This is a genomic window from Laspinema sp. D2d (assembly GCF_025370755.1).
In the GTDB taxonomy this organism is placed as follows: Bacteria; Cyanobacteriota; Cyanobacteriia; order Cyanobacteriales; family Laspinemataceae; genus Laspinema.
This window is the reverse complement of the sequence record NZ_JAMXFC010000016.1, coordinates 41,823-66,711: the sequence shown is the minus strand read 5'-3', so window position 1 is coordinate 66,711 and position 24,889 is coordinate 41,823. Positions and strand designations below refer to the sequence as shown.

Genomic DNA, 24,889 nt, shown 5'->3' with positions numbered 1-24,889 from the left:
ATTTTTCCTTAATTTCTAATGAGTTCCGGTTTAACCCGATTGAGAAAGAGGACTAACATAGAGGTAAAGACTCCTTCAATTAGCATCAAGGGCAGGTGAGCTAACATCAGTCCATAAATGGCATTTCTTTCCGTAGTAATATCTAATTCCCCGGGAATAGTGGTGATGATAAGAACAAAAAAGATGGTCGCCGCGAGTCCTAATCCGATGCCACCAGCTAGAAAGGCAAATAAACCGAGGGTAACGTTTCCCCAGCGGGTTTTAAACCAATGGCGCATCTGAAAGATTTGGTAAGCAATTAAGGCGGGAATTCCCATCAGAATGGCATTAACTCCCAGGGTCGTTAGCCCTCCATGACCAAACATAATGGCTTGAAAAAATAACCCAATGAGGATGGCAGGAAAAGCATAATACCCGAGGACAGTGCCTAAGAGTCCATTGAGAACTAAGTGAACACTGACGGGAGGGACGGGGATATGAATCCAAGAGGCGACGAAAAATGCTGCAGTGAGTAAGGAAGCTTTGGGAATTTGGGCTTGGGGATTGCGATCGCGATTAATTTGGCGCAGGGAATACCAAGTAGCGGCCCCGGTTGCGCCATAACCGGCGATACAAAGACTAGCAGGCAGAATACCATCGGGAATATGCATTGAATTAAATCGAAAAGAGAGAATGCCAGAACGGTGAATTTATATTAAGGGAGAGATTTAATTAGGCAACGGAATCTTCTTCTTTGCCAGGACCGCCTCGGGAGTTGCTATTAAACCGGGAAAAAAATAGGGCAGTTCCCACAAATCCCCAGACCCCGGAGGCGATCGCCAAGCCAGTGGGAAGGGGGTTGACTGAGGGACTCTGAGAACTTAGGGTCCCGGAACTAGGCACAACCTCGGGATCGCTGGTGGCATCGGGAGTCGCAACGGCTGCCTCGGGGGGAGGTTCTGGGGCGATCGCCACCGTAATGATGGCTCCGTGCCCCGCTTGCCGGACCCGAACGGCCCAATTTCCCGGGAGGGAGGCATCAGGGGCAAACAAAAACCGCCCGTTTTTGTCCGCAGTCCCTTGCAGCCAGGGCGTTTCTGGGTCTGTGGGGGCATAAACGGTGATTTGGGCATTGGAAATGGGGTCGCCATTATCGAAGAGGGCCTGAACCTCTACGGCTTCTAGGGTCTGATGAGTCAGTTGAACCCCGTGGGCGATCGCTGCCAGAGGATTCCCAAGGGTCCAGGCAAATAATCCACTGGCAAACGCCCAGAGGACTGCCTGTGCAGCAGTTGGGGTAATTGGTCGATTAATCATGGTAAATTTTCGATCCCTGAGTAGATAGTTCCCCTGCAACGAGGGCAGGGTCGGGCTGTCTATCATAATGACGTAGATTCCTGACAATGACCTTCTCCAACGTGACCCAAGGAGGGGAGGAGGGTTTGCAGGGTTTGATAATCTGCCGGGGTGAGGGCTTCTTGGAGTTCTGTAGTGGTCAGATTGACTTGATCCCCGGAGGCTAAAGCAGCGATCGGCTCAAATCCCAAGGCATTGACGTTGATTTCATCCTCTGCCGGTGCATCGGCATCTCCAAAAAGGTGATCAAAATGGAAGGTGGCTTCTAATTGGCCCTGACTGCCGGGGGAAACCCTGCCTTTGCGTTCCTCCCCGACGAACTCGCCGCAAGTGAAAGCCATTTCGCGATCGAGTTTGAGGACGAATGCGATCGTTTGTCCATCTTTTTCTGCCGTTCCATCTAGGATTAAGCTGTAGCCTGCGGTAGGGCCTTGGGTTCCTTTGACCAGTTTCCAGGAGAGGGCATTGTACTGACCCGGAGGCGCAGGGACCTCCGCCAGGACTGGGGTGGAGTTTTCTGGAGTGGCTTTTAAGTCTACGGTTTTCACCCCCTCCAGTTGGACTTGTTGTTTGGATTTAAAGGGACTATTGCTTTCCGGATTGTAGGGGGGATCAGTTTGGTAGGCGGTGACTTCGGCGAGGTTGACATAAACATGATTAAAGTTGATTTCCCAACCCTCTTTGGAGGTAAAGCCTTCTCGCACGAAGTCCTCCCCATTGGCTACAATTTGTAGGGTTCCGGTTTCTCCCGAGGCAGTTTCACTTCCAGGAGTGGCGGGTGGAGAGGATTCTAAGGGGACGGGTTCGGGAGTTGAGGAGATGGGGATGCTATCTCGCTCACACCCCATAAGTAGGGTAGGAACGACTCCGGCTAAGAGGGTGAGAATAATTAAATTTTTCTTCATTTTTTAAGGGTTTAAGGGATGATTGCTTGAGGCGATCGCCACAGCCTGATTCGGAATATTGGCGAAGTTGTTTCGGATTGAGGACAGGTTGCGATCGCTCTAATATCAATAGGAAAGCGCGTTTTTGAAAACTTGACAATGCCCTCCTAGGGGATGAGAATCCCCCTCTAAGGAGAGCATCTAAAGGCTGAAAAGGCTATTGAGTAAGGGGTTTACCCTCAGAACTTTCTCCCTTTGAGGTAGCTAAAAATTGGGCAAAATTTCCCTCAGTTTCTGGATAAGTTAGGAAACCTTAATTTTTCTTTAAACTTGGGTCAACCCGATCGGAATTGTGGAATCAGATTTGGGGTAAAATGGGCAATAGGCTTAAATAATCCCTCCCTAGGAGGATTAAGTTTTTTAGGTATTTTGGTAACTCTATCGACCCTCAAAAAATCTCTCCTTGGTCCAGTTGCGATCGCCCGCTATTTCGGGCTACAACTGTGAATTATTGCAGGTTGGTAATTGTGGGAAGTGTCAAGAACAAATAACCCGTCATAGCCGGGGAATCCCTACTTGATAATTGCTTCCAAAAAATGCTCAAATAATTGAACCCATCTGAAACCCTAGAAAACGACATGAAAGACCTTGACCTCCCAAAAACCATTAACCTGCTCAATACCATTATGGAATTTGAGCTGGCCGGTGTGGTACGCTATACTCATTATTCCCTGATGGTAACCGGCCCGAATCGGATTCCCATCGTCAGCTTTTTTCAAGCACAAGCGGCGGAATCCCTCACCCATGCTCAACAGGTGGGAGAAATTATCACCGGGTTAGAAGGACATCCTAGCCTCAGAATTGCACCCATTGAGGAAAGCGATCGCCATTCTGTCCGTGACATTTTAGAGGAAAGTCTCAACCACGAGAAAAAAGCCCTGGATATGTACAAAGAATTGCTCCATACTGTTGAAAATGCCAGCGTGTATTTGGAAGAATTTGCCCGGACTCAAATTGGACAAGAAGAAATGCACAACATAGAAATCAAAAAAATGTTGCGGGATTTTATCTAAATCCAGTTTAACGGGCGATCGGCTTTCTCAATCGACTCAAGATTAACCCGCACCACCTTGAGGAGTCTTCCCACCCTCCATCCGGTGGTGCAACAGGTCTAAATTATTGCCTTTCATCCTTGCTTCGATTCACAAACCCCAGGCTTTAATAGTCAGGTTATCCGTCTACTGAGTCAACCCCCTAAAAATATGAAAGAACTTAACCTTAACAAAACCCTTGAATTATTGAATAGTAGTATGGAGTTTGAACTAGCTGGGGTAGTGCGCTATACCCATTATTCACTCATGGTAACTGGACCGAATCGGATTCCCATCGTCAATTTTTTTCAAGTCCAAGCTATCGAATCCTTGAATTTTGCTCAACAAGTTGGAGAAATTATCACCGGATTAGAAGGACATCCCAGCCTGCGAATCTCTAACATGGAGGAAAGCCATACCCATTCAGTGAGAACGATTATCCAAGAAAGTATTAATCATGAAAAAAAGGGATTGCAAGGGTATAGAAATTTATTGGATATCGTCAGTAATAGCAGTATTTATTTGGAAAAGTTTACTCGAAAAATGGTAGCTTCCTCTGAAATTAATATCATTGAATTAAAAAAGATGTTGCGAGATATGACGTGAATCAGTCCATTGGGACTGGATGTAGCTTAGTATTCCAGTAGCAAAGCATAGGCAAACAATCCGACTGAGCCTCTCCTAGGGGAGCCAATTTACAAATAAAAGTCTAGGAGAATATCGCTAATTTAACAAGACTTTACAGGGGTAAGCGTTGGAGTTTAAAACACTATTTTATCTAACTTATAACTATGGAATTCAGTGCAGCATTACCCACATTTTTAATTACATTACGGGAGGGAGTAGAAGCCGCCTTAGTGGTGGGGATTGTGTTAGCTTGTTTGAAAAAAGCCCAACAAAGTCAGCTTAATTCTTGGGTATATGCAGGAGTAGGAACTGGAATTGTTGCCAGTGCATTAGTAGGGATTGTCTTCGGGGGAATTCTGCAAGCCGTGGGACAGTCCGATTGGCAGTATGCACCGGCGATCGCACCGAGTTTAAAAGCGGGATTTTGTCTGATTGCGATCGCCATGCTGAGTTGGATGTTAATTTGGATGACAAAACAAGCCAAATCCCTCAAAGGCGAGGTAGAAGGGGCCGTAAATGCCGCTTTATTTGAAAAAAATACTCCCCCCCAACTCCTAGAAGAACCGGGCGAAAACTCCGGAAATTCCCTAGAATATCAAGCTGGTTGGGGCGTATTTACCCTAATTTTTATAGCAGTTCTCCGAGAAGGATTTGAAACCGTCGTGTTTATTTTAGCTCAATTTGAGCGCGGTTGGACTCCAGTATTGGGTGCTTTGTCCGGGTTAATTGGGGCTTTTGCAATTGGCACTTTGCTATTTAAATGGGGGGTAAAAATTAACCTCCGCCTTTTCTTCCAAATTATGGGAGTATTATTACTATTAATCGTTTCCGGATTAGTCATTTCTGCCCTAAAAAATGCTAATCTAGCGGTGATAGAATTCAGCGCGATCGCCCCTCAGTTTAGCAGTTGGTGTCATGCCGGAACCGATTCCTGTATTTTGGGACCGCAAGTGTGGGATGCAACTCAAATTCTCCCAGATAACCGCTTTCCTGGCGTAGTTTTAAAAGCCTTATTTGGATACCGATCGCAACTGTATCTCCTTCAAGCTATCGCCTATCTAATCTTTTTAATCACCGCAGGAAGCTTATATTTTCAAAGCATTACCGGAAAGCAAACGGGAATACAGGGTTCTGAAAGTAAGAGAGGATTAAGTCATTGAAACAAGCTAAAGTTAAACAGTTATTTTCCTATCCCATTAAGGGATTAACACCCCATCCAATCCAAGCTGTCACCCTAGAAGAGAATTGGGGTATCCGAGGCGATCGCGCTTTTGCATTGATGTTTTTAGATGACAGGGAAACTCCACCTGACCCCCTGGTTCCTTGGATGAGTAAAGGAAATTTTGCCGTACAAAATGACTGGCCGAAATTGGCAAAATTGCAGTGTTTATATGACCCCCAGAGTGACTGCTTAACCGTTCGTTATCAGGGAGTAACCCTCCTGGAATCGGCAACAGAAACTCCAGCCGAACGCGATCGCATTAGTGCTTTTTTTACCGGATTTCTCACCGATGCCGAACCCACCCCAGAAGCCCGACATCCTCAGTATTCCCCCTTACAATTAGTCGGGAGTCGCAGTGGAGAAACCCGCTATCCTGATCGGGCACCTGTCCATATTTCTCTGATGAGTCAAGCCACTTTAGATGAGTTAAGTGAAGCTTGTGCAACCTTAGTGGATGTAGGACGATTTCGACCGAATATTTTACTAGAAGAAACGCTACCTTGGGAAGAATTTAATGGAATTGGAGAAGAATTTTATTTAGGAGAAGCAAAGATTGTGATTACGGCTAGAATTGGACGCTGTGCAAATATTGAAGTTGATCCAGACAATGGCGATCGCAATTTAAACTTATTATCGGTTCTAAAAAACCGCTATGGTCATTTACAAACCGGCGTACTGGCTAAAATTATTACACCAGGTTCCGTGAAAATCGGCGATCGGCTTACCGCAGTAGGCAGCTAGGAAATTGGATATTTATACAACTTTCCCAAGGGAGAACCCTGGGTTTCCCCCTTGCCTCCGTAAATGAGATACTTTGTTCTGGACTGGCGATCGCACAGAGGCATAATGTTACCCACCCTGATTAGATGCCAACCTCTTTACTCCAGTGATCAGAAAACATCATCCGAGAGGGCGATCGGCAGCTTGTGAGGGATTCGAGTTTTTAAAATTACACCTCGACCCCCACACACCCCGATATTGCCAATACGGAATTCAAAGTGAGAGGGTTAATCAAGCCCAAGAGTGCAAATTCCGGGTAATTCTAACCCTCCTTACTTCGCTTCCATCCAATTATCTCCCGCATGAATATCCACCATTAACGGAACCGAAAGCGGGACAGCCATTTCCATTGTAGACTTAATTTGGGGTTGCAACTCCTTCCATTCATCCCGAGGAATTTCAAACACTAATTCATCATGAACTTGCAGCAATAACCGGGCTTGATACGCCTTTAAAACCTCGTGCATTTTCACCATTGCTACCTTGATGATATCAGCACTTGATCCTTGAATGGGTGCATTAGCAGCCGCCCGCAAATTCTGAGAATCTTGCATCCCCATCTTCTTATTCAACTTGTCTAAATCGATCGCATCTGGATCGGTTCCTTTAAGCTGATTAAGACTATCTCCTTGGAATTCAAAATATCGCCGCCGCCCTAAAATCGTTTCGACATACCCTTGGGCGATCGCCTGCTTTTGCAACCCATTCAAACATTCAAAAACCTTGCCATAACGTTCATAAAACCGCTTGATGAACAGCTTCCCTTCTTGAGAAGTTTTGCCGATCGCCCGTGCAAATCGGACCGAACCCATCCCATAAATCACCCCAAAATTAATCGTCTTTCCCATCCGTCTTTCTTCTGCCGTTACTGTCTCTTTCTCAAACAGCAATTGCGCCGTCACCGTATGCACATCTCGGTTATTCTGATAGGCTTCAATCAATACTGGTTCTTGACTCAAATGCGCCAAAATCCGTAACTCAATTTGGGAATAATCTGCTGATACCAATAACCACCCCGGTTCTGGCAAAAACGCCGACCGAATTTGACGTGAAAACTCCGTTTTAATCGGAATAGTCTGCAAATTTGGGTTAGAAGAAGACAATCGTCCTGTTGCCGTTGCCGCTTGGTTAAAATTTGTATGCACCCGCTGAGTATCTTTCCGTACCATCTTGGGGAGTGCATCAACATAGGTTGATTTTAATTTGGCTAAGGTGCGATTCTCAATAATTATATCTATCAAGGGATGTTCCCCTTGTAAACGTTCCAACACTGCTATATCTGTCGAGTAACCTGTCTTCGTTTTCCGAGATTTACTAATTGGCAAATCTAATTTTTCAAACAAAATATAACTCAGTTGTTTAGGAGAGCCTAAATTAAATTCTTCCCCTGCCTCTTGATAGGCTCTTGTTTCTATTTCCTGCAATTGGTCCTCTAACTGCTCGGAAAAAGTCTCTAAATAGTCGCTATTAATTCTAATTCCCGTATATTCCATCTCTGCTAATACGGGTTCTAAGGGTTGTTCCACCTCTATTAACAGTTGATGCAGTGGTGATTTATCCGCCAGTTCTACTTGCAGTTTCCCCACTAGCTGATAGGTTGTAAACACATCTAATCCACAATATTGGGCTACTTTGTAAATAGCTAAATCAGCAATGGTTTGGCCTTTTGTCAAGTCTAAATTTTTATAACTTTCTGCGGTAACTTCTAAATATCGCCTTGACACATCGGTGAGATTATGTGTTGTTTCCGGATTAATCAAATAACTCGCCAGCAGCGTATCAAAGACTACTCCGGCGAGTTTAATTCCCTGACAGCGCAACACAAGACGGTCAAATTTGGCATTATGAAAGGCTTTCGGATAATTGCTATTTTCTAATACAGGACGCAATGCCTCTAGTACCTGAGTTAATGGCAAATTTTGTCCGGTTTTATGTCCCACGGGAATATAGGCTAAATCATCCTCACCGCTTCCCCAACAACAGCCAATTCCCACTAATTCTGAGTCTCGGGGTTCTAAATCCGTCGTCTCTGTATCCCATGCCACAGGATGCGCCGAATCGGTGTAAGTTTTCAGCCGCTTGACTAATTCTTCCAGCTTCTCAGGCGTATCGATAATTGCGGGATTAATCGGCGATGGGGCTACTTCTTTTACCGCTTCTGTTTCTTCTGCTGTCCAAAAAGAGGTATCATCATCGTGGGATGAAAAAGTAGAGGTGATAGGCTGACTTTCAGGAGTTTCTCTCTCTTCCGTTTGGACTAAAGATACTCCCCCAAATCGTTGCTGAAGTTGCTTGATTTTAGGGAGAAATGACTTAAATTCCAGTTGTTCTAAATGAGAGATAACGGCAACTTCATCAAAGCCGCGTAATTGGCATTGGTCTAATTCTAGTTCTAAGGGGACATCAACGACAATTTGGGCCAAATGTTGAGAATGATAGGCTTCGTCTTTTCCTTCTTCTAGTTTTTTCCGATTCGCGCCTTTAATGTCTGCGATCGCCTCATAAATTTTATCCAAACTACCATAAGTCGTCAGCAACTTAATCGCCGTCTTATCCCCAATCCCTTTTACCCCCGGAATATTATCTGAAGCATCGCCGCAAAGAGCTTTATAATCTACCACCAATTCCGGCGGAATTCCCATCTTTTCTTGCACCTGTTCTGGCCCAAATTCCTGGGATTTTGCCCTCCCAGAACGCCCGAAGGCATCGCGACCTAAATAGAGGACACTGATTTGTTTTTCAGCATTCACAAGCTGAAATAAATCGCGATCGCCCGTTAAAATCTTTACCTGAAAACCCGCCTCACTTGCCTGGGTTGCCAGCGTTCCTAACACATCATCCGCTTCATAACCCGGGGCTGTAACAATTTGCAAATTCAGCGCCGTGAGCAATTCTTGTAAATATTTAAGGTCCGTAATAAAATCTTCTGGAGTTTCCGCGCGATCGCTCTTATAAGTATCATCCGCTTCATGGCGAAACGTCGGCAACCCCAAATCAAAAGCCACTGCCAAATATTGCGGGTCCTGAACCGCCATCACCTCAATCAGCGACTTGAGAAATCCAAACGAGACACTTGTGGGAATCCCTGTTGAGGTACTCAAACCCCCATCCCGACTTTTTGCCAACGCATAATAGGAGCGAAACGCCAAAGAATGACCATCAACCAGGATAAAAGTAGGAGAAGTTGCAGACACGATCAATCCGTCCCCGTCAGAAATATACTAAACCATTGTATCGAACTTCAAGCCGGGGAGACCCCCAGATAGCACCCCTCGTAAGACAAAAGCGATCGCACCCCACTCCCAAGACTTCCCTAAACTCCTCACCCCTTAGTGAATAATCGTACTGACATCCACATCCGTGAGATTGGCTCCATCCAGATTCGCCCAATGTAAATTCGCCTTTGTCAAATCCGCCTCTCTTAAATCCGCCCCGCTCAAATTGGCCCCGCGCAAATCAGCCCGGGTTAAATCCACCCCCCGCAAATCCGCCTCAACCAAATTGACCTGATTCAAACTGGCCCCCGTTAAATCCGCCTCGCGCAAATCCGCCCATTTTAAATTAGCCCCGCGCAAATCAGCCCGAGTTAAATCCGCCTCGCGCAAATCCGCTTGAGTCAAATTCACCTTATTTAAACTCGCGCCAATCATATCCGCACCCCGCAGATCTGACCCTTTCATATTCGCATCCGCTAAATAGGCTTTTCTGAGGTTCGCCCGGGACAAATCCGTTCCCGTCATATCCGCTTCGCTTAAATTGGCACTACTTAACGTTGCCCCTCGTAAATCCGCCCCACTGAGGTCCACCCCTACGAGATTCACTTCCGACAAGGAGACATTCGGAGCAATCCAGTAGGCTCCTGCCAAACTCAAATCAATCCCTTCGCTAAGGATGGTTTTTAAATCGTAAACCGCCTTTTGCAGGTTCGTGCTTTTAAAATTGACCCCAGTGAGATTGGCACCACTCAAGTTTGCCCTAAAGAGATTCGCCCCTTCTAAATTTGCCCCGATTAACTTGGCATAGCGCAAATTCGCCCCCCTGAGATCGGCGCGTTTCAGGTTAAATCCGGTCAAATCTACCCCACTCAGATTGGCTCCAGGGAGGGAAACATCAGAACCAATTAAATAAGCGCCGGTGGTTTCCGGGTCGAGACCCTCACAGAAGCGGGTTCTCAAGTCATAAACCGCCTTTTGCAGAATCGTCCCCCGCAGATCAGCTTCACTGAGATCCGTTCCGCTGAGGTTGGCACCACTGAGATTCGCTTCCGCAAGTTTGGCCCCAATTAAATTAGCACCCTTGAGATTGGCACCGCGTAGATCCGCCTCACTCAGATCAGTGCCGACTAAGAGTGTTCCTTTGAAGTTAGCCCCAGTTAAGTTGCTCTCACTGAGATTTGCTAAGTTTAAGTTGGCATCGCTCAGATCCGCACCACTCAGGTTTGCTCCTTTTAAATCGGCCCCAATCAAGTCGGCATAACAGAGAATCGCTTCGCTTAAGTTAGCGCCACTGAGTTTGGCATCTCGCAGATAGGCTCCGCGTAGGGATGCACCAATCAGGTCTTTATTGCGTAAATCGTGGGCCAGAAAGTTCGGGTTTTGGCTTTCCGAGCTTGGGTTAGCTGGATTGGGTAATTCTGGTGGGACGCGAAAGAAATTTTGGCTATTGTCTTGCATAACTCCCGAAGCTTGGCAACCGATCGCAGTTATCTACCACTGTAAATCAATGGGGTTTGGGTTTTGAACCGTCCCCGACTGCTGGGGAACCCCGGGCGATCGCCCTTTTATGTCATCTATCAAGGTGACGTTCTCTGGACGCCTTAAAATTTTGAGAATAACCTATCGCAACAGATGGAGTCATCACAGTGGCGTTAAAACTTTATGGCGGTGCGCGTTCTCGCGCATCAATCGTCCAGTGGTATTTGGAAGAATTGGGGATTCCCTATGAATTTGTGCTGCTAGATATGCAGTCCGGGGAACACTTACAGCCGGAATATCTAAAGATTAACCCCGTGGGAAAAGTCCCGGCCATTGTAGATGGTGAGTTTCAACTCTGGGAATCCGGGGCAATTTTAGTGTACTTGGCCCAAAAATACGGCAATGCGGGGAAATCCCCAGAAGAACAAGCGACCCTGAGTCAGTGGGTGATCTTTGCTAATGCCACATTCGGTCCCGGAATTTTTATTGAATCCAACCGCGATCGCGAATTGGGTCGATTAATGAAGCCCCTGAATCAAATTTTTAGCACTCATCCCTTTTTGTTGGGTGAAGTGTTTACCGTTGCCGATGTCGCCGTCGGTTCCATGTTGGCCTACAGCCAAATGATGCTCAAGTTGGATCTGAGCGAATATCCAGCCGTGGTTGAGTATATCAAACGCATCGGCGATCGGCCCGCTTTTCAGAAAACCATCGGTTCCCGTGCTCAGTAGACTTCTTGCAAAATTCTAAAAAACCGATTGGCGTTAATAAGGGGGAGTTGGGCGGATCAAATCCATAGCTTGGAAGACATCTAGTAAACTTATTGCTTTCATCCCGAATTGATCCCCCTCCCGTCCCCCTTCAAAACAGGGAAGCCAAAAGGCATTTAGAGGGAGGAACGGCTAGACTGAACGCTGTTGTTTAGATCGGGAAAGGGGCGCTCAACTGAGCGCCCCTTTCCTTGTTGATAACCTTGAAATTGGATGGAAGTCGGTAATTTATCTGAAACCGACCGCTGCTTGCCACACGAAAGCCAGCAACAAGAAAAACACGGGGATAATTGGCAAAACATCTACCAGGGGATCGAAAATCGAGTAGGCTTCGGGTAGTTTTGCCAGTAATAGTGCTGCTTCCATGTTGATATCTCCCTCTCAAACAGAAATTTCATAATCGACACAGATTTTAACATAAGGGAGGATGGGGATATCATTTTTCTGCCAGAGCATCGGCACAAAACCCGGGTTTCTTGTCCTTGGGGTCTCAAACGATCGCGAACTCCTCCCCGAACCCTAGGCCCTAGGGCGTCGGTTCCAACCAGTGAGCAAAGTCTGTCGTAAAGCGATCGCTCAGAATTGACTCCCGAATCCGCTTGGTAAATCGAATCAGTTCCGTGAGATTGTGAATCGAGAGTAAGGTATAGACCAGAATTTCCCCAGATTTCCACAAATGATTTAAGTACGCCCGTGAAAAATTTTGACAGGTGTAACAAGAGCAAGTCTCATCTAGGGGGGTAAAATCTTCCCGAAATTGAGCATTTTTAATGTTCCACCGTTCCCCTTGGACCATAACGGCCCCATGTCGCGCCCATCGGGTGGGGATAACGCAGTCAAATAAATCGACCCCGGAGGCGATCGCCTGGGCCATTTCTCGATAAGTCCCGACTCCCATCAAATAGCGCGGTTTCTCTACCGGCAGTTTTGGCGCAGTGGCCCTGACGATTTCTGAGATGGTTTCCCCCGGTTCACCCACGCTGACCCCGCCGATGGCATAGCCCGGTAAGTCTAACTTAGTCAGGGCCTCCACCGCTTGCAAGCGTAAATCGAGGTAAACGCCCCCTTGCACAATCCCAAATAAGGCTTGATCGGACCGACTATGAGCCTCGATACAGCGTTCTAACCAACGGTAAGTTCGGGCAGTTGCCAACTCTACCGCTTCTCGGGATGCGGGATAGGGGGGACATTCATCAAAGGCCATAATTACATCAGCCCCCAGTTTGTTCTGAATTTGAATCGAACGTTCTGGGGTGATTTCTATCTTGCGTCCATCCCGGGGCGATCGAAAGGTCACCCCTTTTTCAGTAATGGTCCGCAGTTCACTTAAACTAAAAACTTGGAATCCACCGGAATCGGTCAGAATCGGGCCATCCCACACCATAAAGCGGTGTAACCCTCCCGCTGCAGCGACAATATCTTCTCCGGGTTGGAGGTGCAGGTGGTAGGTATTCGCCAAAATCATCTGAGCGCCCGTTGCCTCTAACTGGGCCGGTGTAACGGTCTTCACGGTAGCTAAGGTTCCCACAGGCATAAAGATGGGCGTTTCTACCGGGCCATGAGGCGTCATCCAGACCCCCGCCCTAGCGTGAGTGTGGCTGCATTTACCCTGACACTGAAACGTAAAATCGCGACCCAAAATTAATGATTACTCTGTAAATTTCGACTCATTATACCAGCATATTGGCAATATGTTATTTTTCAATCATAGTCAGTAGAATGTGGGTTTAAGAACGAGGAGAAGGGCGGAAAAATTAAGGTTAAACGGGGATGCGCGATCGCCACTCAAAAAGGTAGCATTCCCTCATCATCAATTTCCGCATCTAATTTAGCAATGAGCACCTCTCGCAAGACAGCCTCTAACGCAGCTGCACTATCGAGGGTTCGCGTAGATTGCTCCTGAAGTGGGTTAGAGACGGGAAGTAACCGTAATTGTCGGTCATCTTGAACGAGATCGAAGTAAGATTCAGATTCAGAAGATTGTTTGAGTTCTAAACAATCAAAACTCTGCACATTGATATAGAGACGATGATTGGCGATCAGGGTTGAACGTTGAGGATCAGCAAAAACTTCCATGACATAGCCTTCCCCTTGGGTTTGGAGATGACCCTCTTGGAAATGTGCATAACGGACTCGGCCTAAATCAGCCAGGAGTCTATACATATCTTGTTTATTGACCACAGTACCCGTATCGACAATGCAGGGAGCAGGCAGGCTAGTAGGAGATTGATCTGGCATCATAGAGAAACCGCCCTTAATTTACAATCGAAACCCTCTGTTTGGAATTGAGACCCTCTGTTGGGTGCCCTATAGAGGGAATATTAAGAAAGCTTTGCGCGTCATGCCGAAGGGAGTTCGGCCAAGGATAACGCTCGTCAATTCAATTTTGGCACAGGTTATAAAGTGGATGTATCAGTAGAATGGCGGAAAAAAAATACAAATTTTGACTATGAGGGATAATCGCCGGGTGAGACGGGTTGTTGAGTTTGTAGAGACGAAAGTAGCCCGATTGAGAACTCTCGGTTCGGGATTGGCAGCAGCGATCGCCTTCTATACCTGTTTGCCCGTTCCCCTAAGTTGGACCTTGGAGTTCCGTGGCATTGCTCGGTATGCGCCTTTTGTCGGAGTGGCGATCGGGGCGATCCTGAGCCTCTTGGATCTCCTATTGCAGGGGTTAGCCATGCCGGGACTGACGCGCAGCACCCTAGTGATTGTGGCCTGGATTGGAATTACCGGCGGATTACATCTGGATGGGGCGATCGATACTGGGGATGGATTGGCCGTCCAAGAACCCCATCGCCGCTTAGAAGTGATGGCCGATAGTGTCACCGGCGCATTTGGGGTCATGGCAGCGGTTGCCCTGATTGCCTTAAAAGTCGCAGCCTTGAGTGATTTAAGTACCAATCGGGCGGTGGTTTTAATGGCTGCTGCGGGTTGGGGACGGTGGGGACAATTAGTGGCGATCGCCCGTTATCCCTATTTAAAAGTTTCAGGCAAAGGAGCCATTCACCAGGATTCTCTAGGGTCGCCCTGGGACTTACTTCCCGGTTTTCTATGTTTGGTTGCCTTGAGTGGGGTGCAATTCTTCCTCGATGGCAATTCCTGGATTTTAGCCGCCGGAATGGTCACCGGCGGCAGCGCGATCGCCATCCTCACCGGGGCCTGGTTTAATTACAAACTCGGGGGTCATACCGGCGATACCTATGGTGCCGTCGTCGAATGGACTGAAGCCCTCTTACTCTGTCTCTTAGCCGGACTATAAACCGGCAATTAGAAACCGGGTTTCTGGACAACTTCTGTGGCAAGAAAGCAACAAAAATTATCCAGAAACCCGGTTTCTTCTCTTTGAGTTGGTGCAGAACCCGAGTTTATTGGCAATTTCTGTGACAAGAAAGCAACAAAAGCTATCCAGAAACCCGGTTTCTTGTCCTCTCAATCTAAATCCTGTCCCATTGCCCTACTTGCGATCAATGTGGATTTCAATCCCTTCTACTCGTAGTCCCATGCCACGCCGTCCGCAGAATTCACCATTAGAAAACTCCTGAGTATCTCCCACTCGCTCAATATGCGCCTTGTAATAAACCGCATAATTCGGCGCTTCCGGACCCGTTAATTCGATCGCCAAACCCTCAATCCGCAAACCCGAACCGCGAGCACCAACCCACTCACCCTCAGTCACCCAAGGCGTATCTCCACTCCCTTGGATATGGGCCATATAGCGAATCCCCAATCCAGGAATCGGCGGTTTGATTTCCAGAGCAAAGGCTTCGAGGCGAAGGGCTTTCCCCCGGGTTCCCGCAAATTCATGTTCATGAAACTGGTGATCGCCGATTCGTTCAATATGAACCAAAACATTTAATCCCACCTCGATTCCCACACCGGAAAGCCCTGACATCTTCGGCGGAGTTGGGGCAAAATTCGGGTTCGGGGGAGCAACCTGACTCCGGGAGGGGGAGTCATCGGAACTGGGGAGAATAATCACATCGGGCAAATTAGACGGAGGGGAAACGGGTTGTTGCGAAAGTAAGCGTTCTACTTCCGCTTCCGTATCCGTGGGTTCCACTGCTTCAGTAGACCCGGCAATTACGACCATTTCCGGCGATCGCCGAGGCGGTGATGCTGCTGGGGCCGTCACCTTCGGGGCTGGGGCCGTTACCGTCGGCGCTGGGGCTGTTACGGTCCCCGAAAATTGTAGTTTGCCTCGACTCGCGGCCAGGGTCAAGGGTTTGCCAAAGGCTCGCCCGCAAACCTCCTGCATTCTTTCCCACTCTTCATCGGCGATATTGGCATCCGGTTCAATCAGACTCAGGAAGGTACAACAGGGATGTTGACCGGAAAGTAACGCGGGGACATCCGGGGGAAAATTAGTCGGGGAGGAGTTGAGGATAATGTGGCGTAATTCCCGCGCTTTGCCTTTCGCTTCCTCTAACGGCGCAAAATGCGGTTGATCGCGATGGGTTAGGGATAAAAAGCGATCGATGTAGTACAGGGCTTTTTGGGACTCGTTGACTTCTCCTCCAGACCGGGCGATCGCGTGTAAGACGCCCTGAATATCGTGCAACGAAGAAATCTGCGTCGGTGCTACCACTCCGGGCACGGAGTAAGTTTTTGCCAGCTCGATCGCCCGTGATTTTAGCCCCGCAAACTCCTGCCGATACGCTATCAGTTGCTCGCTGAGTCGTTCATCTACGGGTACTCCTGCTTCTTTCAGTTCCACCGCCGCTTGTGAAAGGCGGCTGCTCAATCCCGGTAAGCGTTCTTTCAGATGGTTGAGTTGTTGTTGCAACTGTTGATAATCTGCATTCATGGTCAAAATAGCGTCTAATCAATTCCCATCTTATTTTGCCTGATCCTTAGCCTTTCACCCGTTTAATCCCCTGGGTAGATCCCCAATGGCTCAATAGATGGATAAGTCCGGTTTATTAGTTCTGGGATAAATCTCTACAAATCAAGAAGACGGACTCTAATTTGCTCAAATTTCCTAGATTCCTTTCTAAAATCAAGGCAACATTGCCACAAAAGAGATCTTTGGGTCTTAAACCGCAAAATTCCCACCCGATAAGCCTGTGGGACTGATTGAGGTCTCAGCCAGATGGCTCTGGACCCGGAATTTCAGCGATCGCAATACCTCTGAAGGTTGGCAAACTGCTCCGGTCACAAGCTACGATCCAGTTATTGTTCGTCAAGGAAAACTATTTTATGAATCCTAAAACTGAAACCGAAGCAATCGCCAGCGCAAAATCTGCCCAGTTAGCTGAGGAAGCGGAACAACTTAGAATCGAGATTAACGCCGCAGAAGGCGGGGCGTTGGCTCCTTTCTCTCCGGCTACTCAAGAACCGAGTCAATTTGAGGAAATCGTCGATAGCGTCACGGGGATCTTAGGGGATCTGCCGCTCTATGTCACCAGTTTTGTCAGTGAATACCAACGACCCCTGGTTACCGTCGGACTGTTTTTGTCGGCATTAGTGACAGTCAGAGTGATCCTCGCCGTGGTGGATGCCGTGAATGATGTTCCCCTGCTTGCGCCATTTTTTGAATTTGTGGGAATTGGATACTCGGCTTGGTTTGTCTATCGCTATTTACTCCGGGCCTCTAACCGTCAGGAGTTAGTCCAGGATATTTCAGCCATCAAAGACCAAGTTATTGGTCACCATTCTTCGTAGTTATTTTCCCGGTCTTGCGGTTTGATGCAAGTCTTGGAAATTCTGGGGTTGGCGATCGCCACGGCGCGTTAACTTCGATGAATTGGGGCGGTCAATTTGTCCGCCCTATGGCCTGAACACTTCCGACTATAGGTGGGATTGAGTTATTTTTGAACCCCTGGACTGCTCACGAAGGCGGACGACTCAGACGATGGAGGCACAGGACCAGATCTTCGATGGTTCCCATCGTTTGGAGGTCAAAGCGATCGCCAATATCTATACCAAACACATCAAAAAAATCGTCACAGAGATAAAGATTCCAGTCAAACCAGGAGACAAGTGTTAACTGTAAATCTTGCTCTAAGCGATCCCCGGGTAACACTCTCCCCATTTGTAAGCCTGAATATTTTTCCAATTGAATATAAACAAAACTCACCACTGAAAAAGAAATTTCACGCGATCGCCAAAAACAGTTAAACCACTCATCTAGGGATAAGTTAGTCCGTTCACATAAAGTCTGATTTACCTGCTTCCTAATGTACAAATCGGGACTGAGATCAGAATATGTCCGCACAGTCGAGAAGATATGTTTGATCTGGCGCAGCATAATTCCGTGCGCTCCATTACCTTACCTTTTTCCCAGTATTCCCATATTTTTTAAGGGTTTCTCATGCAGGAGTTCAATTTGTATATTTTTCTAAAATTAAGTTCTCATTGACCAACCCCATCCAGACTCTAGGGCCGGTTATTAGACCCTTTCCTCCCCATCCCCCTACAGAATTCAAGGTTCTTCGTGGCGGGTCCCCTCCAAGCACCTATAAAAGAGTTAGGGTCGGGTCTGAGCAATTTTTAGGCGAGGGATTTAGACTAGACCTCTTGCAAAATTCTAAAAAGCCCCCCTTAATGAGGGGGGTTGGGGGGATCAATCCGCTATTTTGCAAGAAGTCTATTAAAGGGATTTAGATTAAAAAGAGCAAAAACACAGTTTTTGCTCCTCATTTTCTACGGATGGGCAGAGATTTTATCAAAAAACCCGGTTGTCTTCCAAGGGAATCAACCTTTTAAGGACTAAGGTTTGGGGGTTGAGTCTGTTTTCCCTTCAGTTGTAGGAGTTGTTGAGGGAGATGAGGTGGGCTTTGGGGTCTTTCCAGATTCTGTGGGGAGAGTTTCCTCGGTAGTTGGACTGGAAAGCGTCGGTGTCTCGTCTGTAGGAGTTGCCGAGGGAGACGAGGTGGGCTTTGGGGTCTCTCCTGATTCTGTGGGGAGAGTTTCCTCGGTAGTTGGACTGGAAAGCGTCGGTGTCTCGTCTGAGGGCGAAGTTACTTCGGTTGATCCTTCCCCAGTGGGTGCTTCTGTGGGGTTCCCATTGGGGTTGGGGGAGAAAAAGGGGAGTGCCAACCCACCCCAAGCGGTTGAATTTCCTTGGGGGGAGGTTGCCGGATTGGTGGACTGAGGGCCAACTGCGGGAACTTGTCCGGGATTGACCGTTGAATTGACCGGGGTTTGAGGGGTTTGCTCCCCGGGGGCCAGCTTTTCCGAGGTGGGAGCACTGGTTCCCGTTTCAAAAATATTTAAGCCCCTCTCGGTGCTAGGGAAGGATAATATAAAAATTGTACCTAGGGTCGAAAAAGCCACAAAAATGGCAATGATTTCATCAAACCCCAGGGGGCTTTTTGGGTTAGAACTCGGTTCAGACATTGGATTTCTCCTGATTTGCTCGAATGGATTTTAGAAAAGTTTTTAAATTCCGATCGCCTTAAGTTCATGTTTACCCTTAAAACCGACTTAAACGATCACGTTTGAATCAGCATTCTTCGCAAACTTGTCGCAAAGTCGCTGTAAAATCCGGGTAAGAAATAGCGGCAGCTTCGGCGTGGTGAATCGTGGTTGTTCCATTGGCATTCAAGGCAGCGATCGCCAAACTCATGGCAATTCGATGATCGTCATAACTCTCGACATCCGTCCCACTTAAGGGCGTCCCGCCAGTAATTTCCAACCCATCAGGCAACTCAGTGATTTTCGCCCCCATTTGATTGAGTACCGTTGCCGTCACCGCAAGGCGATCGCTCTCTTTCACCCGCAATTCTGCCGCATCAGAAATCACCGTCTGACCCTCAGCAAAAATTGCCGCCACTGCCAAAATTGGAATCTCATCAATCAGTCTGGGAATGATATCCCCACCAATAGAGCAACCCTTCAGTTGCGAATGACGCACCCGGATATCCGCTACAGGTTCCCCCGCCACTATCCGCTCATTTTCTAATTGAATATCCGCATTCATCATCTCCAGGGCCTCTAAAATCCCGGTCCGGGTGGGATTGATCCCGACATTTTCAATGGTTAAGTCTGAATCTGGGACGATCGCTGCTGCTACAATCCAGAATGCCGCCGAACTGATATCCCCAGGCACGATTACCGATTGCCCTTGAAGTTGAGCCGGTCCCGTAATCATCACGCTTTTCGTGTCGGGATCCGTTGTAATTTCTGCCCCAAATGCCTTAAGCATCCGTTCGCTGTGGTCCCGCGAGACTGCCGGTTCCGTGATCGTGGTTGTTCCCTCTGCCATCAAAGCTGCAAGTAAGATACAAGACTTAACCTGAGCCGAGGCGATCAGTGAGTGATAATGAATGGGCCGTAAGGATTGACCTTGAACGGCTAGAGGAGCCAGGGAACCGCCATTGCGACCCCAGATTTGAGCACCCATTTGTTGTAAAGGCTTAACCACCCGAGACATGGGGCGCGATCGCAGGGATTTATCCCCCGTTACGGTAAAAAATCGGTCAGGATGACTCGCCAGGATGCCCAGCATCAATCGCATCGTCGTCCCAGAATTTCCCGCATCTAATATATCCGTCGGTTCAATTAATTGACCGACCCCAACACCACGCACCCGCACCCGTTGTTCATTCAAGGGAGAAATTTCTGCCCCCAATGCCTGAAAACATCGGGCGGTACTCCGAGGGTCTTCTCCCAATAGCAGCCCCTCAATCGTGGTTTCACCCTTGGCGATCGCCCCCAACATCAAAGCTCGGTGGGAAATTGACTTATCACCCGGCACTCGGATCCGTCCTTGCACGGATAAACCCTGCGCCGGTCTATCGATGGTTAATTGTTGCTGAGATTCCGTAATTCTTACATTTACTATCGAACTGGGCATTGGGCTAAACTGTGATGGGATGGCTTAGGGCAATCCTACACTGTTCTTGACTCTGCTGACATACTAAAATTGAAGCGGTACGACCCTAGTCTTGTCGATTGTTGGAAAACTCTTCACACGCTGTTCGTTACAACCCTCATGCTGACCCATCGCCGCAAACCTGTAAGCCTTTGCTTGATCTCGACTGACCTCCCCCTCTGGTCTGTCGTGGAAACCGCTGCTACGCTTTATCAAAAAGACCAAGAGCGATTTCATTTACTCCTCACTGAACCGGCACTGAGCGATTTTCAGGAGTCAGCTTCGACTTCGGAAGTCAGTCCCGAACCCACTGCGATTACTTCGAGACTCTTGTGGTTAGAAATTTCTCCCTACCGAGTGATTATGACGATGCAGGGGAATGGTCAATTTAGCTATCGTCACCAGTGGGAACGCGGAATGTATGGAACGAGCCGCTATTGGTTACAAAATGAAACCGACGGCAGCAACGGCCAGTTACGAATGAGAAATTATACTCGCAGCTTAACCCTGTCCGGTCGCCCGATTCCTGAACATTTGCGCCTCGAATACGAACTTTGGTCCCAAAATGTTCAGTTAGGGCACTATATTTTAAACCTAGAAATTCATCTTTAAATATTAATCAATTAAGCCAAAAATAGGGAATTTTTTAACCCAAATTCCGGTAAGTTTGGCTTAATTTTGCTTTGGTTTTATTGGATTCAACCTATTGTTTACAGTAGCTATGAATTTGTCCGGCAACTCCATCGGCTGTTTTGGCGGCGAGGGCGGCGGCTCGACCGGCTTCTTCGGCTTTTTTACGGGCAGCTTTTACCTGGTCTAAACCGGCTTTAGATAAAGGGGCGGCATCCACAATGGCGATCGCATCTCCAATTTGCCGAAAGGATAAACTCAATTGTTGGTAACTTTTCCCCAACTGTAGCGGATAGGTTTGAACTTCAGTATTGGATATTTTCATCCCTAACAATTCTTCCGCAAGGCGATCGAGATGTTGGGCCATTTTGTTAGCGGCAGTCGCATCAGTTCCCTCAATTTGAGTCACTTGTTGTCCCCCTTCATCAATCACCGCTAACAATCTTTGGCACTGATAGGCGCTACTGGTTCGCGTGAGTAAAAACCACGAACCCATTCCCCCAACTAATCCAATGATGGCCCAAATCCCTAACACTCCAGCCAATCGCCACCCTTTGCGATCGCCTTTCCAACGCGGTGTCGCCTCAATAGTTTCCACCCCAGTCCCCGGGAGGAGTTGAGGAAAGCTAGGCAGTTGCAACCCGGGCAAAACTAGAGTCCCAGATCTAACTACTTCTCGACTCAGGGAGGGCGCAACTGCCTCCCGTGACTCCGATCCCCATTCCATCTGCGTCACTTGGGGTTGCAATTCCCTTAATTGCTGTAAAATTTCTTCCGTCGTTTGGATGCGCTGACTCAGGGCCGGATTCATCAGGCGATCAATCAAATCCGCCACCCGTTCGGAAATTTGCGGTGCGCGATCGCGCCAAGAAAAGTCGGAAGTCTCTGGATTATAAAAGCTTAACGGGTCCGTAGCGGTGAGCAAATACACCATCGTTCGTCCCAAAGCAAAAAAATCCGACTGCGCTACCGCTTCATGTTTGAGTTGTTCCGGTGGCGTATAGCCTCCCGAGTCAATACTCTTCAGACGAGGAGAGAGTTCCACTGTGCGTAAATAACTCGCACTCACCTGTCTAGCAGTACCAAAATCAATCAAGACCAATTGTCCTGAATCCGTCAGGATAATATTACTGGGCTTAATATTCAGGTGTAAATAAGGGGTTGCATGAATCGGCTGTAAAATTTCGGCAATTTGTTGGAGCCACTTGAGCGCTAAGTCTTGAGAAATCCGTTGATAGCCGCGATTTTTCATCCACTGCTCTAAATTGAGACCCTCAATTTTTTCCATCAACATCCCATGCACCGCCGTGGCACTATTCGTCGCGGCAAAGCTGAAGTATCCGCCTTGTTGGAGTTGGGGAATTCCTGGATGTTGAATTTTTCCTAACAGTAAAGCTTGTTGTTGAAACAGAGTTACGGCTACGGGATCATCAATTTGGAGAACCTTCAAAATTTTGGCGGTTCCCGCTTCAGTTACTTCAAAGGTTTTTTCATAACTGTTGCTACCCAGGAGTTGCAGCGCTCGACAGCGTTCTGCTACTAATAAATCAGAGCCACACTCGGAGCAATAGCGGGTATTTTCATTGACGGGATCGCTGGGATTGGGGCATCTTGGATTCAGACAGTAACTCATGATGGGGGAGATGGGGGAGATGGGGGAGATGGGGGAGATGTTAGTTAGGGTTGGGATTGGGGGAGGCAGTATTGCTCGATTTCAGCGAGTAGGACGGTGGCATCTTGGGTGGATTGTTCGATGGAGGCGATCGCTGAGGCGACTTGCGCTTTAGCCGTGTTTCGGGTTTGTAACCCTTTCGGCGTGGGTTCGAGATTGCTCACCATTGTGGCAATGCCGCTCGTTTCTCGCAAAGTGGTCGCGATTTGTTGGTAAAGGGCGACTGCCCGGGTTTGAAAGCTAATAATGGTTTCGTCTGTTAATTGGACGGTTTTGATCCCTTCAATGGAGCGTTCCACTGCATCAGCAGCCGGACTTCCAGTCATCGGCGTGAGTTCTAAGCGGTTCAAGGTGGTCGTACCTTGGTCTAGGGCTTGAATTAGGCGGCGGCACTCACTGGTTTTCCTCGGGGTGCAACTGGCTAATAACAGGAGGAGCAGCACGTAAAGGGAAAGACGGAATGGGTGGGGAGATGAGTGGTTCATGGGAGCGGGTGCGATCGCAAGAATCGCCCTTGATTTTAACGAAGCCGGTCTGATTTGTCAGCCTTAACGGTAGCGATGCTAAACCCCCTAAAAAAAAGCGGATAACTTCTACAGAAGTTACCCGAATTGGAGTAGGACACAGGAGCTTTGAGTGGGTTTCCGGAAGTTGACGCCCTAAGGATCTGGAAGGATACAGGGCGATCGCACACCCACTCAAACCCTGGGACATTACCGAACCGATGCAGTAGGCACCGATGCTCTAGGCAATCGAGCAGATAATCCCGATTCGGGAAGATAAGCCAGGGGATTGACAGATCCTTGTTCAGGAAGATGGACTTCAAAGTGCAAGTGGGGTCCAGTGCTAAAGCCGGTACTGCCCATTTCCGCGATTAATTGGCCCCCCTGGACTTGATCCCCTTTGTTGACCAGGATGCGATCGTTGTGGGCGTAGAGGGTAATACTGCCGTCAGAATGTTCGATTTCCACGAGGTTACCATAGCCTCCCGTGTGCCATTCTGCCGTAATCACCACCCCACTGGCGGCAGCCATGATGGGAGTGCCGATGGGTCCAGCGATATCAATCCCGTGGTGCATCCGTCCCCAACGCCAGCCATAGCCAGAAGAGAGGAGCCCTTGGGCGGGCCAAAGATAGCCACTCATCGTCGGGGCTAATTCGGGTAAGTAAATGCTGGCAGCCGCTAGGGGCGGTAATTCCGGGGAGATAGCCGGTGCATCGAGGGTCTGAAGCGGGAGGAGCTCGCTGCTAGGGCTAGGGGGGTCCTGGTTATTCAAAAATTGGCTGATAGCAGCGATCGCCTGTTTGTTGATCTCGATGCCTGCCGCAACTCTGGCATTGTGCTGGCGTAGAGAAGGGGTCTGGGTTGAGGGCGTTTTTCTAACCGAATCCGGGTCACGTTTTGAGCTCGCTTGGGTGCGCGTGTCGTAGTTGACACCGGGTTGAGCAGTTACTGAACCTGTAAAGCCAAGTGCAATCACGAGTGCTGTGGTAGACAAAATTCCTGGTTTCATTTTCCTTCACCTGAGAGGGGGTCACCCGCAAGTGAACTGCCCCAGTTAACCTGAAAGCGAGGCGCGATCGCTGGAGATTTTTCACCGCTCAACCCTTGAGTAAAAATGAAGGGGTGAGCTGGTTTAAATTTACGATTGCCATCCAATTTACGTCTCTTGCTTTTCAGCGAGTGGGTCAGTTCATCCGGTTACTTCCTGCAAATTTTTTGTAATGAATGATAAATCAGTGGGTAGTCTGGGATAGACCGACTTTCCCCCTTTAAGATTGGGCATCCAGTTCACTGCTGCCCGTTCTAGTCCGGCGCACCCTGAATTTTAAAGAATGCTTGCTTGTTTCCTCTGAGCAGTAGATTCCCGGGAATTGTGCTCCGTAAAAACCGCAATATTCATGAGCGTTGACCAATGGTAGTTTACTCTAGCACCCTCTAAACGGTTCAATGAAGTTTAGCATTGAATCCCATTCATTTTATTGTCCCTGGAGATTATTATATACGCTAGAGGGAATTGTCAAGGTTGTGCTCCGATCTTGTAAAGTTTCCGTGAAATTTGCTTACGGGATAAGCCTTTAAGCCTAGGAAAAATTTTTCTTCCCTAAAGGCCACACTATTATTCCCAATTTATACCCGTTAATTGCTTTAAATTTAGGGCGATCGCTGTCCAATTTTCTCTCTAAGAACTGGCATCTCTCTTCTTTTGGTATTCTGCACTCCTCATGCTGCGCCCCCAGATCCCCTCTTAAAACATATCCCGATGAAAGTGATCCCAGTCCGATGGGATTAAACTATGATTTTGTATCCCTGCACCCTCCCCCGGTTTCAATTTAATAAAAATTCCCTAAAAAACTGCTGAGTT

The 24,889-nt window shown here is 48.0% G+C and carries 24 protein-coding genes; 8 read left to right on the top strand and 16 right to left on the bottom strand.

The window, feature by feature from the left end:
* Nucleotides 1-8: 8 nt before the first annotated feature.
* The 4 genes from cbiM to NG796_RS12835 form a co-directional block, all read right to left on the bottom strand.
* Complete coding sequence (cbiM, locus tag NG796_RS12850) at nucleotides 9-650, bottom strand: cobalt transporter CbiM (protein ID WP_261207220.1); 642 nt, start codon at nucleotides 648-650, stop codon at nucleotides 9-11.
* A 61-nt stretch (nucleotides 651-711) separates the two neighbouring features.
* Entirely contained in the window at nucleotides 712-1,296 is a 585-nt protein-coding gene (locus tag NG796_RS12845; protein WP_261207219.1) for a DUF4198 domain-containing protein, read from the bottom strand.
* Nucleotides 1,297-1,358: 62 nt separating this feature from the next.
* A complete protein-coding gene (locus NG796_RS12840; RefSeq protein ID WP_261207218.1) occupies nucleotides 1,359-2,240 on the bottom strand; it encodes a DUF4382 domain-containing protein in 882 nt (293 codons plus the stop codon).
* Nucleotides 2,173-2,379: a hypothetical protein gene (locus tag NG796_RS12835; protein ID WP_261207217.1), complete on the bottom strand. Its 207-nt coding sequence runs from the start codon at nucleotides 2,377-2,379 to the stop codon at nucleotides 2,173-2,175. The genes NG796_RS12840 and NG796_RS12835 overlap by 68 nt, the downstream gene beginning before the upstream one ends.
* 478 nt (nucleotides 2,380-2,857) lie before the next feature.
* On the opposite strand from NG796_RS12835, the gene NG796_RS12830 reads away from it, so the two are divergent.
* The 4 genes from NG796_RS12830 (at nucleotide 2,858) to NG796_RS12815 (ending at nucleotide 5,900) form a co-directional block, all read left to right on the top strand.
* Nucleotides 2,858-3,292: a bacterioferritin gene (locus NG796_RS12830; RefSeq protein WP_261207263.1), complete on the top strand. Its 435-nt coding sequence runs from the start codon at nucleotides 2,858-2,860 to the stop codon at nucleotides 3,290-3,292.
* Between the two features lie 189 nt (nucleotides 3,293-3,481).
* Nucleotides 3,482-3,916, top strand: coding sequence for a ferritin-like domain-containing protein (locus NG796_RS12825; protein WP_261207216.1), 435 nt, complete (start codon nucleotides 3,482-3,484; stop codon nucleotides 3,914-3,916).
* A gap of 185 nt (nucleotides 3,917-4,101) precedes the next feature.
* Nucleotides 4,102-5,097, top strand: a complete 996-nt coding sequence (locus NG796_RS12820) for an FTR1 family protein (protein WP_261207215.1) — start codon at nucleotides 4,102-4,104, stop codon at nucleotides 5,095-5,097.
* Complete coding sequence (locus NG796_RS12815; protein WP_261207214.1) at nucleotides 5,094-5,900, top strand: MOSC domain-containing protein; 807 nt, start codon at nucleotides 5,094-5,096, stop codon at nucleotides 5,898-5,900. The genes NG796_RS12820 and NG796_RS12815 overlap by 4 nt, the downstream gene beginning before the upstream one ends.
* A gap of 311 nt (nucleotides 5,901-6,211) precedes the next feature.
* On the opposite strand, the gene polA is transcribed toward NG796_RS12815, so the two are convergent.
* Together polA and NG796_RS12805 are read right to left on the bottom strand one after the other, a co-directional pair.
* On the bottom strand, nucleotides 6,212-9,133 hold the full coding sequence (gene polA, locus NG796_RS12810; protein ID WP_261207212.1) for a DNA polymerase I: 2,922 nt from the start codon (nucleotides 9,131-9,133) through the stop codon (nucleotides 6,212-6,214).
* Between the two features lie 135 nt (nucleotides 9,134-9,268).
* Nucleotides 9,269-10,612: a pentapeptide repeat-containing protein gene (locus tag NG796_RS12805; RefSeq protein ID WP_261207211.1), complete on the bottom strand. Its 1,344-nt coding sequence runs from the start codon at nucleotides 10,610-10,612 to the stop codon at nucleotides 9,269-9,271.
* 188 nt (nucleotides 10,613-10,800) lie between these two features.
* Here NG796_RS12805 and NG796_RS12800 point away from each other — a divergent pair, with 188 nt between their 5' ends.
* Nucleotides 10,801-11,364: a glutathione S-transferase family protein gene (locus NG796_RS12800; RefSeq protein WP_261207210.1), complete on the top strand. Its 564-nt coding sequence runs from the start codon at nucleotides 10,801-10,803 to the stop codon at nucleotides 11,362-11,364.
* A 267-nt stretch (nucleotides 11,365-11,631) separates the two neighbouring features.
* Here the strand turns inward: NG796_RS12800 and NG796_RS12795 are convergent, their stop codons facing one another.
* The 3 genes from NG796_RS12795 to NG796_RS12785 form a co-directional block, all read right to left on the bottom strand.
* Complete coding sequence (locus NG796_RS12795) at nucleotides 11,632-11,769, bottom strand: photosystem II reaction center protein K (protein WP_009768893.1); 138 nt, start codon at nucleotides 11,767-11,769, stop codon at nucleotides 11,632-11,634.
* A 160-nt stretch (nucleotides 11,770-11,929) separates the two neighbouring features.
* Complete coding sequence (tgt, locus tag NG796_RS12790) at nucleotides 11,930-13,042, bottom strand: tRNA guanosine(34) transglycosylase Tgt (protein ID WP_261207209.1); 1,113 nt, start codon at nucleotides 13,040-13,042, stop codon at nucleotides 11,930-11,932.
* 146 nt (nucleotides 13,043-13,188) lie between these two features.
* On the bottom strand, nucleotides 13,189-13,644 hold the full coding sequence (locus tag NG796_RS12785; protein ID WP_261207208.1) for a hypothetical protein: 456 nt from the start codon (nucleotides 13,642-13,644) through the stop codon (nucleotides 13,189-13,191).
* A 208-nt stretch (nucleotides 13,645-13,852) separates the two neighbouring features.
* On the opposite strand from NG796_RS12785, the gene cobS reads away from it, so the two are divergent.
* The gene (cobS, locus tag NG796_RS12780; RefSeq protein ID WP_261207206.1) at nucleotides 13,853-14,665 is read left to right on the top strand and encodes an adenosylcobinamide-GDP ribazoletransferase; all 813 of its coding nucleotides are present in this window, start codon (nucleotides 13,853-13,855) and stop codon (nucleotides 14,663-14,665) included.
* Between the two features lie 195 nt (nucleotides 14,666-14,860).
* On the opposite strand, the gene NG796_RS12775 is transcribed toward cobS, so the two are convergent.
* Nucleotides 14,861-16,210 carry a hypothetical protein gene (locus NG796_RS12775; protein WP_261207204.1) on the bottom strand — a complete coding sequence of 450 codons (1,350 nt, stop codon included), beginning with the start codon at nucleotides 16,208-16,210 and terminating at the stop codon, nucleotides 14,861-14,863.
* Between the two features lie 392 nt (nucleotides 16,211-16,602).
* On the opposite strand from NG796_RS12775, the gene NG796_RS12770 reads away from it, so the two are divergent.
* A complete protein-coding gene (locus tag NG796_RS12770) occupies nucleotides 16,603-17,067 on the top strand; it encodes a CAAD domain-containing protein (RefSeq protein ID WP_261207203.1) in 465 nt (154 codons plus the stop codon).
* A gap of 166 nt (nucleotides 17,068-17,233) precedes the next feature.
* On the opposite strand, the gene NG796_RS12765 is transcribed toward NG796_RS12770, so the two are convergent.
* The 3 genes from NG796_RS12765 to aroA all read right to left on the bottom strand — a co-directional run bounded on the left by NG796_RS12765 (nucleotide 17,234) and on the right by aroA (nucleotide 20,203).
* Nucleotides 17,234-17,653: a hypothetical protein gene (locus NG796_RS12765; RefSeq protein ID WP_261207202.1), complete on the bottom strand. Its 420-nt coding sequence runs from the start codon at nucleotides 17,651-17,653 to the stop codon at nucleotides 17,234-17,236.
* 461 nt (nucleotides 17,654-18,114) lie between these two features.
* Entirely contained in the window at nucleotides 18,115-18,744 is a 630-nt protein-coding gene (locus NG796_RS12760; protein WP_261207200.1) for a hypothetical protein, read from the bottom strand.
* 106 nt (nucleotides 18,745-18,850) lie between these two features.
* Nucleotides 18,851-20,203, bottom strand: a complete 1,353-nt coding sequence (gene aroA / locus NG796_RS12755; RefSeq protein ID WP_261207199.1) for a 3-phosphoshikimate 1-carboxyvinyltransferase — start codon at nucleotides 20,201-20,203, stop codon at nucleotides 18,851-18,853.
* A 138-nt stretch (nucleotides 20,204-20,341) separates the two neighbouring features.
* Here aroA and NG796_RS12750 point away from each other — a divergent pair, with 138 nt between their 5' ends.
* Nucleotides 20,342-20,833, top strand: coding sequence for a hypothetical protein (locus NG796_RS12750; RefSeq protein WP_261207198.1), 492 nt, complete (start codon nucleotides 20,342-20,344; stop codon nucleotides 20,831-20,833).
* Nucleotides 20,834-20,924: 91 nt separating this feature from the next.
* On the opposite strand, the gene NG796_RS12745 is transcribed toward NG796_RS12750, so the two are convergent.
* The 3 genes from NG796_RS12745 to NG796_RS12735 form a co-directional block, all read right to left on the bottom strand.
* Nucleotides 20,925-22,484 (bottom strand): serine/threonine protein kinase, encoded by a 1,560-nt coding sequence (locus NG796_RS12745; RefSeq protein ID WP_261207197.1) that lies wholly within the window; start codon nucleotides 22,482-22,484, stop codon nucleotides 20,925-20,927.
* 44 nt (nucleotides 22,485-22,528) lie between these two features.
* On the bottom strand, nucleotides 22,529-23,008 hold the full coding sequence (locus tag NG796_RS12740) for a hypothetical protein (protein ID WP_261207196.1): 480 nt from the start codon (nucleotides 23,006-23,008) through the stop codon (nucleotides 22,529-22,531).
* Between the two features lie 228 nt (nucleotides 23,009-23,236).
* Nucleotides 23,237-24,037, bottom strand: coding sequence for a M23 family metallopeptidase (locus NG796_RS12735; RefSeq protein WP_261207195.1), 801 nt, complete (start codon nucleotides 24,035-24,037; stop codon nucleotides 23,237-23,239).
* Nucleotides 24,038-24,889 lie beyond the last annotated feature (852 nt).

Coding starts and splice junctions, on each gene's coding strand:
- cobS (WP_261207206.1), top strand. CDS start 13,853: ATGAGGGATAATCGCCGGGTGAGACGGGTTGTTGAGTTTGTAGAGACG.
- NG796_RS12785 (WP_261207208.1), bottom strand. CDS start 13,644: ATGATGCCAGATCAATCTCCTACTAGCCTGCCTGCTCCCTGCATTGTC.
- NG796_RS12760 (WP_261207200.1), bottom strand. CDS start 18,744: ATGTCTGAACCGAGTTCTAACCCAAAAAGCCCCCTGGGGTTTGATGAA.
- NG796_RS12740 (WP_261207196.1), bottom strand. CDS start 23,008: ATGAACCACTCATCTCCCCACCCATTCCGTCTTTCCCTTTACGTGCTG.
- NG796_RS12735 (WP_261207195.1), bottom strand. CDS start 24,037: ATGAAACCAGGAATTTTGTCTACCACAGCACTCGTGATTGCACTTGGC.
- NG796_RS12765 (WP_261207202.1), bottom strand. CDS start 17,653: ATGCTGCGCCAGATCAAACATATCTTCTCGACTGTGCGGACATATTCT.
- NG796_RS12795 (WP_009768893.1), bottom strand. CDS start 11,769: ATGGAAGCAGCACTATTACTGGCAAAACTACCCGAAGCCTACTCGATT.
- cbiM (WP_261207220.1), bottom strand. CDS start 650: ATGCATATTCCCGATGGTATTCTGCCTGCTAGTCTTTGTATCGCCGGT.
- NG796_RS12820 (WP_261207215.1), top strand. CDS start 4,102: ATGGAATTCAGTGCAGCATTACCCACATTTTTAATTACATTACGGGAG.
- NG796_RS12825 (WP_261207216.1), top strand. CDS start 3,482: ATGAAAGAACTTAACCTTAACAAAACCCTTGAATTATTGAATAGTAGT.
- NG796_RS12830 (WP_261207263.1), top strand. CDS start 2,858: ATGAAAGACCTTGACCTCCCAAAAACCATTAACCTGCTCAATACCATT.
- NG796_RS12750 (WP_261207198.1), top strand. CDS start 20,342: ATGCTGACCCATCGCCGCAAACCTGTAAGCCTTTGCTTGATCTCGACT.
- NG796_RS12775 (WP_261207204.1), bottom strand. CDS start 16,210: ATGAATGCAGATTATCAACAGTTGCAACAACAACTCAACCATCTGAAA.
- aroA (WP_261207199.1), bottom strand. CDS start 20,203: ATGCCCAGTTCGATAGTAAATGTAAGAATTACGGAATCTCAGCAACAA.
- NG796_RS12805 (WP_261207211.1), bottom strand. CDS start 10,612: ATGCAAGACAATAGCCAAAATTTCTTTCGCGTCCCACCAGAATTACCC.
- NG796_RS12845 (WP_261207219.1), bottom strand. CDS start 1,296: ATGATTAATCGACCAATTACCCCAACTGCTGCACAGGCAGTCCTCTGG.
- NG796_RS12840 (WP_261207218.1), bottom strand. CDS start 2,240: ATGAAGAAAAATTTAATTATTCTCACCCTCTTAGCCGGAGTCGTTCCT.
- NG796_RS12770 (WP_261207203.1), top strand. CDS start 16,603: ATGAATCCTAAAACTGAAACCGAAGCAATCGCCAGCGCAAAATCTGCC.
- NG796_RS12745 (WP_261207197.1), bottom strand. CDS start 22,484: ATGAGTTACTGTCTGAATCCAAGATGCCCCAATCCCAGCGATCCCGTC.